Raw genomic sequence first — 16,303 nt, 5'->3', positions numbered from 1 at the left:
GGCTGTGGGTTCACAACTGTCTCTGGGGGACCGTATGAATGATCAAGTAAATCCCATTGTTCCCACGCTTTGGGAAGCCGCAGTGGTGGGGGCCGGGCTAGTGTCACTGCTTCTGTTTGTAGCTGCCCTGATCCTGGTACTTCGCACTAAGTCCTTCTCACCGGGCGTTCGGTTCGCGTTGGCGCTATTGGCGCTTGCTGTGCCCGTCGCCGGCCCAGTGGCGGCCGTTGTGGTGGCACTTCTTGAGCAGCGAAGGGCCCGGCGCCCCATTACTGTCAGCCCCTGATGTCATGCTGTATCCATGAGCGGGGGATACAGCAGGGACTTTCTGCGGACACGGCTTGAACTGCCCAGTCCGTCGGCAACCACCATTCTTTTGGACTACACCCACTTCTCCGTGCGGTTCCGGGTTGCCCGGAAGCTCGCGGCAATTGTGGGAGTGAACATCAACGGCAAGGAACTGGTGCCGCTGGCCCGTGAGGGGTCATGGCGTGTGGATGACAGAATCCCCCGGGAGCAGCAGGCCGGCCCGGATCTGTACAAGAACAATGCGTTTGATCGCGGCCATCTGGTCCGGCGCCTGGATCCGGTGTGGGGCGATTCAGCAACGGCGAAGAAAGCCAATCAGGACACCTTTAGTTACACCAATGCGGCACCACAAATTGATGACTTCAATCAGGGCAAGGAGCTCTGGGTGGGGCTCGAAGACCACGTTCTTGGCCATGCTGATGCCTATGACGCAAAGCTGAGCGTGTTCACGGGGCCGGTGTTTGTCGATGACGACCCCGTATATCGGGGTGTTCAGATCCCTCGAAAGTTTTGGAAAATTGCGGCATGGACCAACGACGCCAAGCTGGCCGCCGTCGGCTTTGTCCTGGACCAGTCACCCATGCTGGGCAAGGTGGAGCTGAAGAAGGCAATCGTCCAGCGGCTCCTTGAGGGCGAGCCACCGCCGCTGGGCCCCTTCAGGACGTTCCAAGTGCCCATCGGGCAGATAGCGGATCTGACCGGGCTCAGCCTCAGCAGGCTGATCAATGCGGATCGGCTTGTGAGCGGCCAGCGGGAATCCGGCGTGGAACCCAGGGCCATAGAGCTGGAGAGCATGGAGCAGATCAGGCTCTGAACCGTGGTGATCCAGCAGAATCGGGCGATATCCACATACCCCGATAGACTTGGGGCTGCATGTCCGCATGCGCACTACGCTTTTGAACACTGCACCAAAACCCTGAGATTGGACACGGCCACCTTGCGAGAATTTACCGCCCGCTTTGCCACCGCCGAGGAAATCGATAACTGGGACAAGCACGTCACGGCAAATCCGAACGGCGGCAACATGCTGCAGTCGGACGCCTACGCGGCGGTCAAGGACGGAAACGGCTGGCTCGTCCGGCGGCTCGTCGTGGAGACTCAGGAGTACTCCAGCTACAACCTGCTCCTGGAGAAGAAGTTCCCCGTAATGGGTCGGCTCTGGTACCTGATCAAGGGACCGGACGTCCTGGAGGTCAGTGACATTCAGCCGGCCCTGAAAGCAGTGGCCGCGCTGGCTCGCGAGAAGAAGATGAACGTCTTCAGCATCAAGATCGAGCCTGACATTGTGGACTCGGCTGAGGCCGTGGCAGAACTTAATGCCGCCGGACTGGTCAAAGCTCCCAACATCCAGTCCAATGACTCCACGGCTCTGCTGGATATCTCCGCGCCGGCCAATGAAGTCCTCCGCAGCATATCCTCGCGTGCCCGTAATGCCGTGCGTAGGGCGGAGCGTGAAGGCTGCGAGGTAGTTCAGGCCGAGCCGGGTGAGGACAGCTACCGCAAGCTCTACGCCCTCATGCGGAACACCATGGACGCTAAAGGCTCCATGCCGCTGCGGAGCTACGAGTACTACTCCAGGTTCTGGGAAGAGTTCTGCAGCCGTGGGCAGGGCCACTTCTTCTTCGTATATGAGGACGGCGCACCTAGCGTTGGTGCATTCGTCATCAATTACGGATCGAAAGCGACGTACAAGGACGGCGGCTCTACCCAGAACCGCAAGCAGTACGGCGACTCCCATCTGGTCCAATGGGCAGCGATCCAGCGTATGCAGGAGCTCGGTTGCGTGGAGTACGACTTCTGCGGCACACCCTCTGCTGACCGGATCAAGGACAAGAGCCACCCCCTGTACGGACTGGGATCGTTCAAGACAAGCTTCACCAAAACCGTGACGGACTTCGTGGGTTGTTATGACCTTGTCCTGGGCCCCGTCCGCCACAAGCTGTGGCTCAAGGGCGCTGAGAAGGTGTTCAGAAGGCTCGAAACCAGGCGTACCGGCGGTCAGTTCTACTGACGGCCACCCGCAGCCAGCACGCCAAATTCAGGCCCGCCCCGGCCACCAACGGGTGCAATCTACTTTTAGGTGAGGTAATTTCTTTGACTCCGATTGAGGCTGGAACCGACATGGAATTCGTGATTCTCAGTGACGCTGATTTCGAGACATTCGCCAAGGGACACCCGCAGGGGAGCTTCATCCAGTCCATGGATCTAACGCGTTTCCAGCGCGCCCGTGGGCAGGAAGTGGAACTCTTCGGTGTGACTCGCGGCGGCACCCTCATTGCTGCGGGAAAGCTGGTGTACACGTCCAACCGCATCGGGTACAAGACCGCAGACTGCGCCAAGGGACCCCTGATGGACTACAGCGACCCCACAGTGGTGAGCTTCGTCGTCGAGCGGTTGAAGAAGCATGCGGCCTCCAAGAAGGCTGCCGAGCTGCGCATTTCGCCCAACATCCGGTACATCGCGCGGGACGAAGAAGGCGCCGAACACCCCGAAGTTGAAGACAACCGCCCGCTGCTGAAGGAGCTCAAAGGGCTTGGCTTCACGCACCAGGGCTTCGACATGAACTTCGCCAATATCAACTGGATGTTCATCAAGCAGCTCGACGGGATCGCTGACTCCGAAGAGCTCATCATGGGGATGAACTACCGCACGCGCAAGGCCATCCGTAAAGCCGAGAAGAACGGCGTCTACCTGGAACAGGCCACGCTGGAGACGCTGGACGATTTTTACAACGCGCTGAGCACCGCTGGTGATGAGAAGGGCTTCACGTACCGCGAACGCGAGTACTACGAGCAACTCCTGCGGAATACCTCCGATGAGTTCACCAAGCTCATGATGGCCAAGATCAACATTCCCGAGTACCGGGCCTCCATCACGGAGCGCCTGGAAGCCGAGTCCAAGACCTTGGCCGATCTGAAGCGCGAGGTCGAGGAGACCGGCAGCAAGAAGAAGGCCAACCGGGTCAAAGTGGTCCAGGACCTGGTGGACAGCTACGAGCGCAGCCTCAAGGACATTGAACGCTTCCCCGATTCCGTGGGTGTGGCTACGGTGGCCGCCATCCACTTTGCGTGCTCCGGCGACGAACTGGTGTGCGTCATTGGCGGAACAGTGCAGGACTACATCTACTTCAACGGCGCCACGTCCCTTTACTGGGGCATGATGCTGCACGCGTTGAACAACGGATACTCGCGCTACAACTTCTATGGCACGTTCGGTATCCAGGGCCAGGATGAAACCGGCCATGGAGGCTACGAATTCAAGAAGGGCTTCGGTGGCGAGGTGGTCCAGTTGGTGGGCGATTTCGTAGCGCCGGTGAACCCGCTCATCTTCCATGGCTACCGCGCGGTCAGGAAGCTCGCAGGGGCCGCCCAGACAGTTCTGGGACGATTGCCCCTTGAGAAATTGCCGGTAGTAGGAAAATTTCGGAGGAATCGCTAATCACACAAGCCAAGGGAGGATCACCGCGTGACTGAACGCCCCGACGGGTCCGCCAACAGGCCCCATACCGACGGGTTGCCTAAAACCCAGCCGTTGCGGCCATCCCAGGTCCGGCAGAACGTCAACGCCAAGCGCATGCTGATGCGTTTGGTTCAAGGCGATAGCCCGCCCACCGCACCCATGAACATCGTGGACCGGTTGGCCGGAAGTCCTTACGCCAACCCCACCATTCAAGTGGTGGGTGTGGACGCTTCGGCCCGCAAGACCATCGACTTCGCTCTGCATTTGGCCGAAGTCATGTTCCGTTATGGTGCAGGTGCCCTTGAGGTGGAGACCAGCATGATTGCGGTCACAGCAGCTCTTGGCCTTAAGAACGTTGAAGTGGACATCACCAACCAGTCGGTGGCCATCAACTATGCGCCCAAAGACCAGACTCCCATCACGCTGCTGCGTGTAGTGCGCTCCTGGACCAACAACTACGCTGGCCTGGCTCAGGTGCATCAGTTGGTCACGGACATCGTGGCAGGGGGAGTAGGCCGTGACGAAGCCGTGCGCAGGTTGAACGAGATCATCCGCAGCGCCAAACCGTTCCCCCGGTGGATGGTCACCATAGCGTTCGGTATTTTCTCGGCGGTATTTGTTGGCGTACTGGGTGGGGGACTGGGCGCGTCGGTGGTTGCCTTCTGCTCCAATATCCTGATCAGCCTGCTCTCCCGGCAGCTAGCACGGTGGCGCACAGCGGACTTCTTCAACACCATGGCGTGCGCATTCCTGGTTACCTTTATTGCCCTGATGCTGCGGTGGGCGGGTGTGGACATTGCTCCTTCCATTGTGGTTGCCGGCGGAATCCTGCTGCTGCTGCCAACGGGTCGACTTGTCTCATCTGTTCAAGACGCGATCAACGGCTTCCCGGTAACGGCGGCGGGCCGCTTTCTTTCCACGGCACTGACATTCGGTGCGATCGTGGCAGGTATCGGCGTCGCCGTGGTGGTGGGAACGCTCATGGGCAGCGCCGTCCTGGACGTCACGCAAACCTTCCCGGACGCGTATCCGCTGTGGATCCAGGCAGTGCTCATTGCCATCGCGGTGGTGGCCATCGGCGTCACCGAACAGACTCAAATGCGGCTGTTACTCCCGACGGCGGCAGTTGGCATAGTGGGCTTCTTCGTCTTGTGGGGGGTGGGCGAAGCCGGCCTTGGCGACCGCTTGTCACCAGCGGTCGCCGCCGTGGCCATCGGCTTGTTGGGCCGTGTAGTGGCGCTCAAACTCGGGGCACCGCAGCTTGTGGTGGCTGTTCCAGCTGCACTGATCCTGCTGCCAGGTCTGACGATCTTCCGCTCCATGTACGCGCTCACCGTTGAGGGGGGCAACATCCTTCTGGGTGCGGGTGGAATGCTCAACGCCGGCGCCATAGTGCTGGGAGTGGCGGCGGGCATTGTGCTGGGCGACAACTTGGCCAGACCGCTCACGAAGGGGTTGTCCAGCAACGAACGGCGCAGGGTACGCAGGCGCTAACCACAAAAGCCGAACGGCGCTGCCCAATGAGGCGGCGCCGTTCGGCTTTAAGAAGTGACGCTTGATCTGTCCTGAGTCTAGATTTGACCTGAGTCTAGATTTGTCCGACGGGGAGCTTCTTTTCTGCCTGGAAGACTTCCTCCACGCGACCCTGCGCCCAATACCCGGAGAGCGATACCTGCGAACGCTCCAAGCGGCGCTGCACGAAGAAGATCTCGCGGAGACCCTTCATGTAGCCCCGCTCGCCGTGAGCGAAGACATCCACTCGTCCCGGCAGCCATTCGGTGTTTCTTAGTGCTTCAAGGAGCAGGTGGCTGGATCCCGCCTGAATCCCTTTGCGCAGCAGCCAGTGCAACTCCACACCTGCGGGTGCGGAAATCGGAAGAATGTCCGCCTCGTTGTCCACTTCAAGGAACACGGTGCCGCGGGCATCCGGAGCAAGGGCCTCAACACAGGCCGCAATGGCCGGTATGGCGGCGTCGTCGCCGGCGAACAGGTACCAGTCGGCGTCAGGTGCGGGGTTGTAGGCACCGCCCGGACCTGTGAACGTCAGTGAATCGCCGGGCTTGGCCGCTGCAGCCCAGGGGCCAGCCAGTCCTTCGTCGCCGTGGACCACAAAGTCGATGGCCAGTTCCTGAGCTTCCAAGTCCACCCAGCGGATGGTGTACGTACGAGTGTGGGGCCACTGCTCGCGGGGCATGGTGTCGCGGATGGCCCACAAGTCCAGCGGGAGTTCGTACTCCACGCCGGGTTGGGGGAAGACGATCTTGACGTATCGGTCCACGTATTCGTTGTTCGCGTAGTCACTGAATCCTGGTCCGCCTGCAACGATCCGAACCATGTGCGGTGACAGGCGTTCGTTGCGCAGGACGGTCAGGGTCACCTGCGGGCGAGTCTTGCGTGAAGCGGATGAAGTGACGGGGAGTGCAGTCATGTAGGCAAGCCTAAGCTAATGACCTGCGCACCGGCTGGGTATGAGTCGAAGGTTACAGCTGCCGGAGGTTGCAGCCGTGAGTCTACAGAACCGGAAGTTCCCAGTTGATGGGGTCCGCGCCCAAACCCACCAGGAGATCGTTGGTCCGGCTAAAGGGCTTTGAGCCGAAGAAACCCCTCGAGGCCGACAGCGGACTCGGATGGACGGACACGATGGACGGCGCCCCGCCCAGCAGCGGCACCACGCCCTCGGCGTCCTTGCCCCACAGGATCGCCACCAGCGGACTTTGCCGCCCATCGCCGTCTGTACGGTTTACGACGGCGGTGACCGCCGCCGTCGTAATGGCCTCCCAACCTTTGCCGCGGTGGGAACCGGCGTTCCCGGCTTCGACGCTGAGGACTCGGTTCAGGAGCAGGACGCCTTGCTCGGTCCAGGCGCCGAGATCGCCGTGGACGCGCGGTGGAAGTCCGAGGTCGTCGTGGAGTTCGCGATAGATGTTGACCAGGCTTCGGGGGATGGGCCGTGTTTGCCGCGACACTGCGAAGGAAAGTCCAACGGCGTGGCCGGGAGTCGGGTAGGGATCCTGGCCGAGAATCAAGACTTTGACATCGGCCAGCGGTTGCCCGAAAGCCCGCAGCAGGTTTTTGGCCGCAGGAAGAACCTGTGCGCCGTTTGAGGATTGGCCGGCCACGTACTTCAGGGTCTCCCGGAGTTGGCCTTCCACAGGGCGCAAGGCGTCGGCCCAGTCGGGAGCCATCAGGTCTTCGAGCGGCGCCTCACACAACGCGGCGAAGCCCGGGTCGGCCGAGTCGGCAGGTTCAAGATCAAAGAGTGCATCCTCGCCAGTCATCACGCTATTGTCTCCCGCGCGGCACCCGCACTGCGAATGACAGCCTTGTTATTCGCCCGTAGCATGGGGGTAGGACATTTTCCCCCCAATAAGCGTCGAAGGAGTGTGCCGTGGCAGAACCAGCACCGGAACCGATGGCGTCGCAGGCCACAGGTTTCGCGCTCGAGGACCTCGCAGCCGAGACCCGCAGCGACTCTCCGTTGAGCGAACGGGATCAGCAGATGCTGGCACTGGAGCGGCAGTGGTGGAAGTACGCCGGGGCCAAAGAACAGGCTATCCGCGAGCTGTTCGACCTCTCCGCCACCCACTATTATCAGATCCTGAACGCGCTGATCGATACCGAGGACGCGTTGGCCCACGATCCCATGCTCGTCAAGAGACTGCGTAGACTACGTACGTCCCGCCAGCGTGCGAGGACTGCACGTCGCTTGGGGTCCGACGCGTAAATCGCCAGGCTGATCAGTCAGCAGCAACCAGCAAGGACACCGCTTCACCATGACCAAATATGCCAAGGACGAATTCGACCGGGTTCCGCAGAACACGTCCCGTCAAGGCGTTCACCGCGACGCCCAAGAGACCGCACGCCCCACCCTGTGGCCGGTCCTGACCGTTGGGGCAGTGGCCTTGGTGCTCGGACTGGTGGCCTTCCTGATCCTCCCCAACCTTGGGCTGGTATCACCGGGCGCAGCATCAAACGCCACGACGCCGTCACCCCAGCAGACTTCAACAGCACCGTCAGCTGCACCCACTGAAGCGAGCAGCGCGCCGTCCGCCTCCGGCGATCCCGGCAGTCAAGCCAGCACCGAACCGGCGCCGTCGGATTCTCCTTCTGCGACTCCCTCCTCGGCTCCTGTGGACAAGACCACTCCGGTAGCTGTGTACAACGGCGCTGGAACAGCCGGCTTGGCCGGGCGTGTGGCCGGCCTCGTTCAGGGTGATGGTTGGGCGTTGAGCACGGTGGGGAACTGGGGTGGACTGCCGCAGCAGACGTCCGTGATCTTCTACAACGCCCCGGAGCAAAAGGCGAACGCTGAGGCCCTGGGAACCTTGCTGGGCATTCAAACCATTGTGGAAACGCCTGAGGTTCAACAACCCCTGGTGGTTGTGGCCGGCCCCGGTTTCCAATAAGAATCACGCCCGGCTGGAAGCGATAAGGCCCAACTCGGTTAAGCCTCAATAACAAAAGCGGTGCCTTCGCTCTTTGGGGCAGCGCGGTGATGGTGACAGTGGTTACAGTGGATTGATTCCGGTACGGAGATCCCGGCAACCGGTCTTGGCTACTGCGAAAGTGTGGGCATTATGGCTTTGGGAACCGTCAAATGGTTCAACGCCGAAAAAGGCTACGGATTCATCACTGTGGATGAATCCGGCGACGACGTCTTTGTGCATTGGTCGGCCATTCAGATGGATGGCTTCCGCGCCCTCGAAGAAGGTCAGCGTGTTGAGTTCGAACTTGGGGAGGGCCAGAAGGGTCCGCAGGCCGAAGGCGTCCGCGTCGCGTAGGTCAGCCCACGGCTGAAAGCCCTCCCATTTGTAGCGGGAAGTGGCATCCCTGCTTGCACTCTCACCGGTCGAGTGCTAATTATTGAGTTAGCACTCCTACGGTTCGACTGCTAAGTCCGGCCCGGCTCATCCCGGCGGCGGGCAGGCGTCGAATCTGCGGAGGATCAAGAAACACCTTGGTGGGGTGAGGTCCGGAGCGCGTGGCATACAGAGGCCGCAAGCAATGGACCGTCCGTCGCGGGCACCCCATCTGACAGGTACCTTCTTAACGACTGTCCCGAAAGGACTACCGCCGTTATGGCCAAGATCATTGCATTTGATGAAGAGGCACGCCGCGGCCTCGAGCGGGGCCTGAACATCCTCGCAGACGCCGTCAAGGTCACCCTCGGCCCGCGTGGACGCAACGTCGTCCTCGAAAAGAAGTGGGGCGCCCCCACGATCACCAACGATGGCGTTTCCATCGCCAAGGAGATCGAACTGGACGACCCCTACGAGAAGATCGGTGCAGAACTTGTCAAGGAAGTTGCCAAGAAGACGGATGACGTCGCTGGCGACGGTACTACCACTGCAACCGTCCTCGCCCAGGCACTGGTGAAGGAAGGCCTGCGCAACGTTGCCGCCGGCGCCGACCCGCTGTCCCTCAAGCGCGGTATCGAGAAGGCTGTTGAGGCAGTCATCAGCGAACTGCTCGCCTCCGCCAAGGAAATCGAGACCAAGGAAGAGATCGCAGCTACCGCTTCCATCTCCGCCGGCGACCCGGAAATCGGCAGCCTCATCGCCGAAGCCCTGGACAAGGTGGGCAAGGAAGGCGTCATCACGGTCGAGGAATCCAACACCTTCGGCCTGGAGCTCGAACTCACCGAAGGCATGCGCTTCGACAAGGGTTACATCTCCGCTTACTTCGTCACCGACGCAGAGCGCCAGGAAACGGTCCTCGAAGACCCGTACATCCTCATCGTCAACTCCAAGATCTCCAACGTGAAGGAACTCGTCACGGTTCTGGAGAAGGTCATGCAGTCCAACAAGCCGCTGCTGATCATCGCCGAAGACATCGAGGGCGAGGCCTTGGCCACCCTGATCGTCAACAAGATCCGTGGCACCTTCAAGTCCGTTGCCGTCAAGGCTCCGGGCTTCGGTGACCGCCGCAAGGCACAGCTGGCCGATATCGCCATCCTCACCGGTGGCCAGGTCATCTCCGAAGAAGTTGGCCTCAAGCTCGAAAACGCTGGCCTGGAACTCCTCGGCACCGCCCGCAAGGTTGTTGTCACCAAGGACGAGACCACCATCGTTGAAGGTGCCGGCGACGCCGATCAGATCGCAGGCCGCGTGGCCCAGATCCGCGCCGAGATCGAGAACTCCGACTCCGACTACGACCGCGAGAAGCTGCAGGAACGCCTGGCCAAGCTGGCCGGCGGCGTTGCAGTCATCAAGGCCGGTGCCGCAACCGAAGTTGAGCTCAAGGAACGCAAGCACCGCATTGAGGACGCAGTCCGCAACGCAAAGGCTGCTGTTGAAGAAGGCATCGTTGCCGGTGGTGGCGTAGCCCTCATCCAGGCTGGTGCCAAGGCATTCGCCAACCTCACCCTCCAGGGTGACGAGGCAACCGGTGCCAACATCGTCAAGGTTGCCATCGATGCACCGCTGAAGCAGATCGCCTTCAACGCTGGCCTTGAGCCGGGCGTTGTGGTGGACAAGGTTCGCGGCCTGCCTTCCGGCCACGGCCTGAACGCTGCCACGGGCGAGTACGAAGACCTTCTGGCTGCCGGCGTCAACGACCCCGTAAAGGTCACCCGCTCGGCTCTCCAGAACGCTGCTTCCATCGCTGGTCTCTTCCTGACCACCGAGGCCGTAGTTGCTGACAAGCCTGAGAAGAACGCTCCGGCTCCCGGCGGCGACGACATGGGCGGCATGGGCGGCTTCTAAGTCTCCCTGCTGTAGCGATACAGCACCCGGCATCACGCTGAATAGCATTACGACGGCGGTCCTCACCATTTGGTGGGGGCCGCCGTTTTGCGGTCCCAGCCCAACTAGGTCGCATAAGTGCGCGTTTAGAGGGCTCAGAACGCGCACTGATGCGACCTAGTTGGGTGCTAGCACGGTTTCAGTGTCGGTGGGGTCTGGCAGGATTAACCCCATGACGATTATTGCTGCCGCCGATGGGTCTGCCCTCGGTAATCCTGGGCCGGCCGGTTGGGCCTGGTATGTTGATGACTCCTGTTGGCGAGCAGGGGGTTGGCCGCACGGTACCAACAATCAGGGCGAACTAATGGCCGTCCTGGACCTGTTCCGGTCCACGGCCCACGTGCCGCAGGAAGAACTGCTGATCCTTTGCGACAGCCAATACGTCATTAACTGCATCACCAAGTGGATGCCGGGATGGAAGCGGAAGGGTTGGCGCAAGGCCGACGGCAAGCCCGTGCTGAATGTGGACCTTCTCAAGGACATTGACCAAGTGATCGTTGGCCGTAAATACTCCTTCGAATGGGTCAAGGGCCATGCTGGTCACCCCCTCAATGAAGCAGCAGACGAGCGCGCCCGCGCTGTTGCTACCGCCTACCAGCAGGGCGTTGCGCACCGAGCAGGCCCTGGGTTCCCTGGAGCCCACGAGGGCGGTCCGAGCCAAGAGCGGGAAGGCTCGCAGCAGCAGGCTGAGTCGCAGCGGCAGGCTGAGTCACGTATGCAAGACAGTGCTCCTCTGCCCGTCTCTTCAAGCACCGGTGCCGGCGCCTCCGCTGTGGGCGCTGCTTCCACGGCCACGAAGGCAGACCGAAGCCTTCGACCGCATTTTGAGCCGACGCTCTTTGGCGAATCCGGCATCTTTGGCCAGGCCGATCTCTTCAGTGAGCTGGAGGATGACGCCTCGTCCCAGCAGTTGTCGGCGGAGGACACCGTCTTGGCGCTGGAGCGGGAACTGCTTCGGCCCGATGTGAGGGCGGACATTGGCAGGATTGCTGTGCTGCTCCACCCGGACTTCGCGGAGATCGGGAGTTCGGGCAGGTTCTGGACGCGGGACGCCATGATGGTGGCTTTGGAAGAGGACCCGGGAGAACCGACTGAACTGGAACTGCTCAGCGCAGACCGGCTCAGCGACAACACCATGCTGTTGAATTACCGAAGCTTCGCAACCACGGGCTCAGCACTTCGCAGTTCCGTCTGGATGCTGGACCGCGGCCAATGGCGACTTCGTTTCCACCAGGGGACTATTGAAAGCTAGGTCGGATGAAAGCTAGGCCGGAGAACTGACGCTGAACGGAAGTTACTCCTGACCTGCGAGGCGGCTGCACAGGGGGAAGACAGCCCGCCCCGCAGGAGTTCATGGGAGGGTAAGTAACTCGACAGTGTGAGCTAATAAGTGAAGCGCTGCGTGTTTCCCTGCTCCACTTCCAGGTAACTTGTGGCCGCTGTTGACAGAGCCAGATTGATGGAGGCCAAGGACGCCTCCACCTTGCTTTGGGTCAGGGACCACTCCATGACAAGCGCTTGGAAGTTGGTGGCTGCTGTTCCCCGCCAGGTCGCCTCGAGTTCCTCAAGGCCGCGCCGCATGGTGTGGACATCGGAACTGATGCGATCCACAGTTCCTTTGACGTTGGCTGACTTGAGTTGGAGAAGTTCGGTATCGACTGAGATAACGCTCATGGTGATGCCTTTCGACGAAGATGTTCCGCGTGGTGCGGGGGATGCGTGGCTACAACATTGAGCCTAGGCAGCCGCCCGCAGTCGCAGAACAGTCATACGTCGCTATGTGGACAACAGCGCTATGTGGACAACAGCTCGGCTGATTCCTGGTGGAAGGGGAGGCTGACTACCAAAGTGGCGCCGCCGCCGTCGGTCTCTGCAACCTGGACCGTACCGCCGTGCGAGCCAACAATCGCTGCAACAATTGCAAGGCCGAGACCACTGCCGCCTGTTTCCCGGGTCCGCGACGTGTCAGCACGGTAGAAGCGCTCGAAGATCTTATTGGTTTCGGTCTCCGGAATGCCTGGCCCGTGATCGCGGATCTCGATGACTGAAACGGAACCCGACGGAGTGTTTCGAACACCGACAGCGAGTTCTATGGGGCTGCCTTCGGGGGTGTACCGCAGTGCATTTCCCACCAGGTTCCCAATGACCTGCCGGAGTTTGGCTTCGTCACCTTGAACGGGCGCGGCAGTGGGGGAGGCATCGTCGAGCCCGGTGAGCCTGATGGTTCGGTCTCCGGAGGAGGCCTTGGTGTCCACTACGGCATCGTGGGCAAGGAGCTGGAGATCCACTGGCTTGAGTTGAAGGGGCCGCTGCTCATCAAGCCGGGCAAGCATCAACAGGTCTTCCACCATGGACCCCATACGCTTGGCTTCGCTTTCAATCCTGCCCATTGCCATGGCTACGTCTTCTTTGGTGGCCAATGCTCCGTGACGATAAAGCTCGGAGAAGCCACGGATGGTCACCAAAGGGGTGCGCAGCTCGTGGGAGGCGTCCGCTGCGAAGCGACGCATGCGCCCCTCGGAAGCAGCGCGGGCAGCAAAGGAAGCTTCAATATGGGCAAGCATGGCATTGAGGGAACCGCCCAGCCGGCCAACCTCAGTGTGCGGGTTATCCACCTCCACGCGGCGGGACAGATCACCGGCCGCGATGGCTGCAGCCGTCTTCTCCACCTTGGCAAGCGGACGGAAGGACCGCGCCACGGTCCACGTGGCGATGAAGAACGCCAGGACCAACGTCAACAGGCCCACGCCTACAACCACCAGAACGGCGTGCTCCATCACTTTGTCCACCGGGGTGAGAGGCAGCCCGATGATCACTACGCCGTTTTGGCCGTTGGCGGTGACCCCGATGGCCACCACGCGCCAGTTGGTTCCGGCCGTGCCTTTGACTTGGAAGGGGGAGTTGCCGCGAAGCTTGGCTTCAGCTGCGGTGATATTGGCGATCGCCGGACGATCACTCTGACTGCCGCCGAAAGGATAAGGCTCCAGACCTGGAACGTACAGCGTTAGCGAGTAGTCCGTGGGCACGGCAGTGTCGGTAGGAGTTGAGGGGTTGGGCTGGGCCAGCTTGTCGAAAGACTGCTGGTCCTGGGCCAGGGCGACGGCGGCTTTGAGTTTGTCGTCCACTTGGCCTTGCAGGTAACTCTTGACGAGCGTCAATGTTCCCGCGCCCGTGGCCGCCAGGGCGAGCAGCAGCAGGCCCATGATGATGGCGACGAGCTGGGACCTCAGGGACGCCGACTTCCAGCGAAGCAGCAAGGGTCAGCGCTTCTCTGCCGTCCGCAGCACGTAACCCACGCCGCGCTTGGTCTGAATGAGGGCTGCGGCATCGGGATCGATGTCCACCTTGCGGCGCAGGTAGGAGATGTAGGACTCCACGATCGAAGCATCGCCGTTGAAGTCGTACTCCCACACGTGGTCCAGGATCTGGGCCTTGGATAGGACGCGGTTGGGATTGAGCATGAGGTAGCGCAGGAGCTTGAATTCGGTGGGGGAGAGCTCGATCACGGTGCCCCCGCGACGGACCTCGTGGGCGTCGTCGTCGAGTTCAAGATCGTCCACGCGGATCACGGCGTCGTCGTCTTCCAGCGGCTGGGTGCGGCGAAGGACCGCGCGGATGCGCGCCACCACTTCGTCCAAGCTGAAGGGTTTGGTGACGTAGTCGTCGCCACCGACGGTGAGGCCGGTGACTTTGTCCTCGGTATCATCCTTCGCTGTGAGGAACAGCACCGGGAAGTGCTTGCCTGCAGCGCGGAGTCGACGGGTGACCGTGAAACCGTCCATGTCCGGCAGCATGACGTCCAGAACTGCCAGGTCCGGTGAGTGGAGGTCGGCCGCGGCGAGGGCTTCGCGACCATTGGCGGCCGCAACAACCTCGAAGCCTGCAAAACGCAGCGACGTGGACAGCAGCTCGCGGATGTTGGGTTCGTCGTCGACTACGAGAAGCTTGGCTTCAGGACCGTTCTTTTTCATGACACCCATGATGCTCCCAGAAACTGGGAGTTTTCTGGACGCCGCATGGGAGCCGCCTGCGTGGCTAAGGGCGGCAGGTCAGGCCCCCAGCACCAACCCCGCTCCCAGCGCCACCATGGTTACGGCGATCCCGCCATCCAGGAATCGCCAGGACAGTGGCCGGGCAAAGAAGCCGCGGAGGTAGCGTGCTCCAAATCCCAATGAGCTGAACCATAGGATGCTGCCCAACATGGCGCCAGCCCCGAACCACCACTGCAGCTGGTCGCCCTGGGCGCTGGCTATCGAGCCCAGAAGTGCTATGTCCAGATAGACGTGCGGGTTGAGCCAGGTTAGCGCCAGGACGGTGGTGACGGCGGCAGCGAGACCCCGCTTCGCGCCGGCGTCGTTGACGCGCCCTTCACTTGCTGTCAACGACTGCGGACGGAGGGCGCGCCGGGCGGCCACAATGCCGTACGTCACCAGGAAGGCGGCGCCCACATAGCGAAGAACCACGACGGCGGCAGGGGCTGCCGTAACAAGCGCACCCGTGCCTAATACACCGGCCGCGATCAAGACGGCGTCGGACAAGGCGCAGACCGCCACGATGGGCACAATATGCTCGCCCCGGATTCCTTGCCGGAGGACGAAAGCGTTCTGGGCTCCGATAGCGACGATCAGGGCGAGGCCTGTGGCCAGGCCGAGGCCAGCGGATTGGAAGAAATCAGTAAAGTTCACCCTTCGAAATTACGGGCGCAACAACCTTTAGGCCAGCTAAAGATTCTCATACGGCATAAGATATTCTTATGCCGCAATTTCCTTCTGACCAGCTCCTTACGTTCGCCACGGTCCTTTCAGAAGGCACTCTTGATGCTGCCGCCCGCATGCTTCACATCACGCCGTCGGCCGTCTCCCAACGGCTGAAGGCACTCGAACAGTCGGCCGGGAGGGTCTTGCTTCAACGCAGCAACCCTGCCCAGGCCACGGAAGCGGGCGAAGTGGTCCTTCGTCTGGCGAGGCAGGTAGCGCAACTGGAAGCTGATGCCGGACGCGAACTAGGGCTGGATGGGGACAGGGCCCAGTTGGCTGTACCCATTGTGGTCAACGCGGATTCCTTGGCGGTGTGGTTCCTGCAAGCGCTGGCCCACGTGCCTGAGGACCTCAACGTCACCTTCGACCTCCACAGGGATGATGAGCAGCACTCCACATCCTTGCTTCGCTCCGGGAAAGTGATGGCCGCCGTGACGGCAACTCCAGAGCCCGTGCAAGGGTGCCGCGTAGAGAGTCTTGGCGTGATGCGCTACCGCGCGGTTGCAGCCCCGCAGTTCGTGGAACGGTGGTTCCAGAAAGGTGAGAAGGGTTTGGACAAGCACCCGGACAAGCACCCGCGCAGCCACGTGGACGGAGCCGCACTCAATGCGGCCCCCACCGTGGACTTTGATCGCAAGGACACCTATCAGTGGGCGTTTGTGCAGTCGGCGTTCAAAGCTGAGGGCGGCGCGGTTCCGGACTGGAAAGGACCCCGGCATTACGTCCCGGCTTCCCAGGACTTCGGCGACGCGATCCGTTTGGGCCTTGGCTGGGGCTTGATCCCGGAAGTTCAATGCGGGCCCGACATCGCCGACGGACGGCTCATCGAACTCGCCCCGGACCGACCCTTCGATGTGCCGCTCTACTGGCAACGGTGGAAGACGGCGTCAAGGGTATTGGACGTCCTGAGCGACACGGTCCGTGAGGTGTCCGGCCAGTACCTGGCCAAGCCCTGAATCCACGAAATCCCAACACGCCTGCGGATGCTTCCTATAATGTCAGTGCCCCGTTCCACACTTAAAACATGGCAAACAC

At 61.4% G+C, this 16,303-nt stretch carries 17 protein-coding genes; 11 read left to right on the top strand and 6 right to left on the bottom strand.

Annotated elements, in window-relative coordinates; all coding sequences use genetic code 11:
* Positions 1–34: 34 nt before the first annotated feature.
* The 5 genes from MOD31_RS15360 to MOD31_RS15340 all read left to right on the top strand — a co-directional run bounded on the left by MOD31_RS15360 (position 35) and on the right by MOD31_RS15340 (position 5,262).
* Entirely contained in the window at positions 35–286 is a 252-nt protein-coding gene (locus tag MOD31_RS15360) for a hypothetical protein (RefSeq protein ID WP_142940109.1), read from the top strand.
* 15 nt (positions 287–301) lie between these two features.
* Positions 302–1,123, top strand: a complete 822-nt coding sequence (locus MOD31_RS15355) for a DNA/RNA non-specific endonuclease (protein ID WP_250821038.1) — start codon at positions 302–304, stop codon at positions 1,121–1,123.
* 108 nt (positions 1,124–1,231) lie between these two features.
* Positions 1,232–2,320, top strand: a complete 1,089-nt coding sequence (locus tag MOD31_RS15350) for a peptidoglycan bridge formation glycyltransferase FemA/FemB family protein (RefSeq protein ID WP_142940107.1) — start codon at positions 1,232–1,234, stop codon at positions 2,318–2,320.
* A 110-nt stretch (positions 2,321–2,430) separates the two neighbouring features.
* The gene (locus MOD31_RS15345) at positions 2,431–3,747 is read left to right on the top strand and encodes a peptidoglycan bridge formation glycyltransferase FemA/FemB family protein (RefSeq protein WP_142940106.1); all 1,317 of its coding nucleotides are present in this window, start codon (positions 2,431–2,433) and stop codon (positions 3,745–3,747) included.
* Positions 3,748–3,774: 27 nt separating this feature from the next.
* Positions 3,775–5,262, top strand: a complete 1,488-nt coding sequence (locus MOD31_RS15340; RefSeq protein ID WP_142940105.1) for a threonine/serine exporter ThrE family protein — start codon at positions 3,775–3,777, stop codon at positions 5,260–5,262.
* A 94-nt stretch (positions 5,263–5,356) separates the two neighbouring features.
* Here MOD31_RS15340 and MOD31_RS15335 read toward each other — a convergent pair whose 3' ends face one another.
* Positions 5,357–6,196, bottom strand: a complete 840-nt coding sequence (locus MOD31_RS15335; protein ID WP_250821037.1) for a siderophore-interacting protein — start codon at positions 6,194–6,196, stop codon at positions 5,357–5,359.
* Between the two features lie 82 nt (positions 6,197–6,278).
* The gene (locus MOD31_RS15330; RefSeq protein ID WP_250821036.1) at positions 6,279–7,046 is read right to left on the bottom strand and encodes a uracil-DNA glycosylase; all 768 of its coding nucleotides are present in this window, start codon (positions 7,044–7,046) and stop codon (positions 6,279–6,281) included.
* A gap of 110 nt (positions 7,047–7,156) precedes the next feature.
* Here MOD31_RS15330 and MOD31_RS15325 point away from each other — a divergent pair, with 110 nt between their 5' ends.
* From MOD31_RS15325 to MOD31_RS15305, 5 genes are all read left to right on the top strand, one after another.
* Positions 7,157–7,492: a DUF3263 domain-containing protein gene (locus MOD31_RS15325; protein ID WP_024819788.1), complete on the top strand. Its 336-nt coding sequence runs from the start codon at positions 7,157–7,159 to the stop codon at positions 7,490–7,492.
* Between the two features lie 49 nt (positions 7,493–7,541).
* Entirely contained in the window at positions 7,542–8,174 is a 633-nt protein-coding gene (locus tag MOD31_RS15320) for a LytR C-terminal domain-containing protein (protein ID WP_250821035.1), read from the top strand.
* 171 nt (positions 8,175–8,345) lie between these two features.
* Positions 8,346–8,549: a cold-shock protein gene (locus MOD31_RS15315; RefSeq protein ID WP_011773737.1), complete on the top strand. Its 204-nt coding sequence runs from the start codon at positions 8,346–8,348 to the stop codon at positions 8,547–8,549.
* Between the two features lie 297 nt (positions 8,550–8,846).
* Positions 8,847–10,472: a chaperonin GroEL gene (gene groL, locus MOD31_RS15310; protein ID WP_142940101.1), complete on the top strand. Its 1,626-nt coding sequence runs from the start codon at positions 8,847–8,849 to the stop codon at positions 10,470–10,472.
* Between the two features lie 211 nt (positions 10,473–10,683).
* Positions 10,684–11,763, top strand: coding sequence for a ribonuclease HI family protein (locus tag MOD31_RS15305; RefSeq protein WP_223941954.1), 1,080 nt, complete (start codon positions 10,684–10,686; stop codon positions 11,761–11,763).
* A 131-nt stretch (positions 11,764–11,894) separates the two neighbouring features.
* Here the strand turns inward: MOD31_RS15305 and MOD31_RS15300 are convergent, their stop codons facing one another.
* The 4 genes from MOD31_RS15300 to MOD31_RS15285 form a co-directional block, all read right to left on the bottom strand.
* On the bottom strand, positions 11,895–12,185 hold the full coding sequence (locus MOD31_RS15300) for a WXG100 family type VII secretion target (RefSeq protein ID WP_142940099.1): 291 nt from the start codon (positions 12,183–12,185) through the stop codon (positions 11,895–11,897).
* Between the two features lie 119 nt (positions 12,186–12,304).
* Positions 12,305–13,768 (bottom strand): HAMP domain-containing sensor histidine kinase, encoded by a 1,464-nt coding sequence (locus tag MOD31_RS15295; RefSeq protein ID WP_166841606.1) that lies wholly within the window; start codon positions 13,766–13,768, stop codon positions 12,305–12,307.
* Positions 13,769–13,771: 3 nt separating this feature from the next.
* A complete protein-coding gene (locus tag MOD31_RS15290) occupies positions 13,772–14,482 on the bottom strand; it encodes a response regulator transcription factor (RefSeq protein WP_024819794.1) in 711 nt (236 codons plus the stop codon).
* Between the two features lie 78 nt (positions 14,483–14,560).
* The gene (locus tag MOD31_RS15285; protein ID WP_166841605.1) at positions 14,561–15,196 is read right to left on the bottom strand and encodes a LysE/ArgO family amino acid transporter; all 636 of its coding nucleotides are present in this window, start codon (positions 15,194–15,196) and stop codon (positions 14,561–14,563) included.
* A 68-nt stretch (positions 15,197–15,264) separates the two neighbouring features.
* On the opposite strand from MOD31_RS15285, the gene MOD31_RS15280 reads away from it, so the two are divergent.
* On the top strand, positions 15,265–16,224 hold the full coding sequence (locus MOD31_RS15280; RefSeq protein ID WP_250821034.1) for a LysR family transcriptional regulator ArgP: 960 nt from the start codon (positions 15,265–15,267) through the stop codon (positions 16,222–16,224).
* Positions 16,225–16,303: the final 79 nt, after the last annotated feature.

Origin of the sequence: Paenarthrobacter sp. TYUT067 (genome assembly GCF_023656375.1) — a bacterium.
Lineage (GTDB): Bacteria > Actinomycetota > Actinomycetes > Actinomycetales > Micrococcaceae > Arthrobacter.
The sequence above is the reverse complement of the archived record's forward strand: the minus strand, read 5'-3'. Positions and strand labels throughout refer to the sequence as shown.

Bases quoted from the DNA above. Each gene is read 5' to 3' on its own strand.
- MOD31_RS15355 (WP_250821038.1), top strand. From the start codon at position 302: ATGAGCGGGGGATACAGCAGGGACTTTCTGCGGACACGGCTTGAACTG.
- MOD31_RS15335 (WP_250821037.1), bottom strand. From the start codon at position 6,196: ATGACTGCACTCCCCGTCACTTCATCCGCTTCACGCAAGACTCGCCCG.
- MOD31_RS15330 (WP_250821036.1), bottom strand. From the start codon at position 7,046: ATGACTGGCGAGGATGCACTCTTTGATCTTGAACCTGCCGACTCGGCC.
- groL (WP_142940101.1), top strand. From the start codon at position 8,847: ATGGCCAAGATCATTGCATTTGATGAAGAGGCACGCCGCGGCCTCGAG.
- MOD31_RS15345 (WP_142940106.1), top strand. From the start codon at position 2,431: ATGGAATTCGTGATTCTCAGTGACGCTGATTTCGAGACATTCGCCAAG.
- MOD31_RS15320 (WP_250821035.1), top strand. From the start codon at position 7,542: ATGACCAAATATGCCAAGGACGAATTCGACCGGGTTCCGCAGAACACG.
- MOD31_RS15290 (WP_024819794.1), bottom strand. From the start codon at position 14,482: ATGAAAAAGAACGGTCCTGAAGCCAAGCTTCTCGTAGTCGACGACGAA.
- MOD31_RS15315 (WP_011773737.1), top strand. From the start codon at position 8,346: ATGGCTTTGGGAACCGTCAAATGGTTCAACGCCGAAAAAGGCTACGGA.
- MOD31_RS15280 (WP_250821034.1), top strand. From the start codon at position 15,265: ATGCCGCAATTTCCTTCTGACCAGCTCCTTACGTTCGCCACGGTCCTT.
- MOD31_RS15360 (WP_142940109.1), top strand. From the start codon at position 35: ATGAATGATCAAGTAAATCCCATTGTTCCCACGCTTTGGGAAGCCGCA.
- MOD31_RS15305 (WP_223941954.1), top strand. From the start codon at position 10,684: ATGACGATTATTGCTGCCGCCGATGGGTCTGCCCTCGGTAATCCTGGG.
- MOD31_RS15300 (WP_142940099.1), bottom strand. From the start codon at position 12,185: ATGAGCGTTATCTCAGTCGATACCGAACTTCTCCAACTCAAGTCAGCC.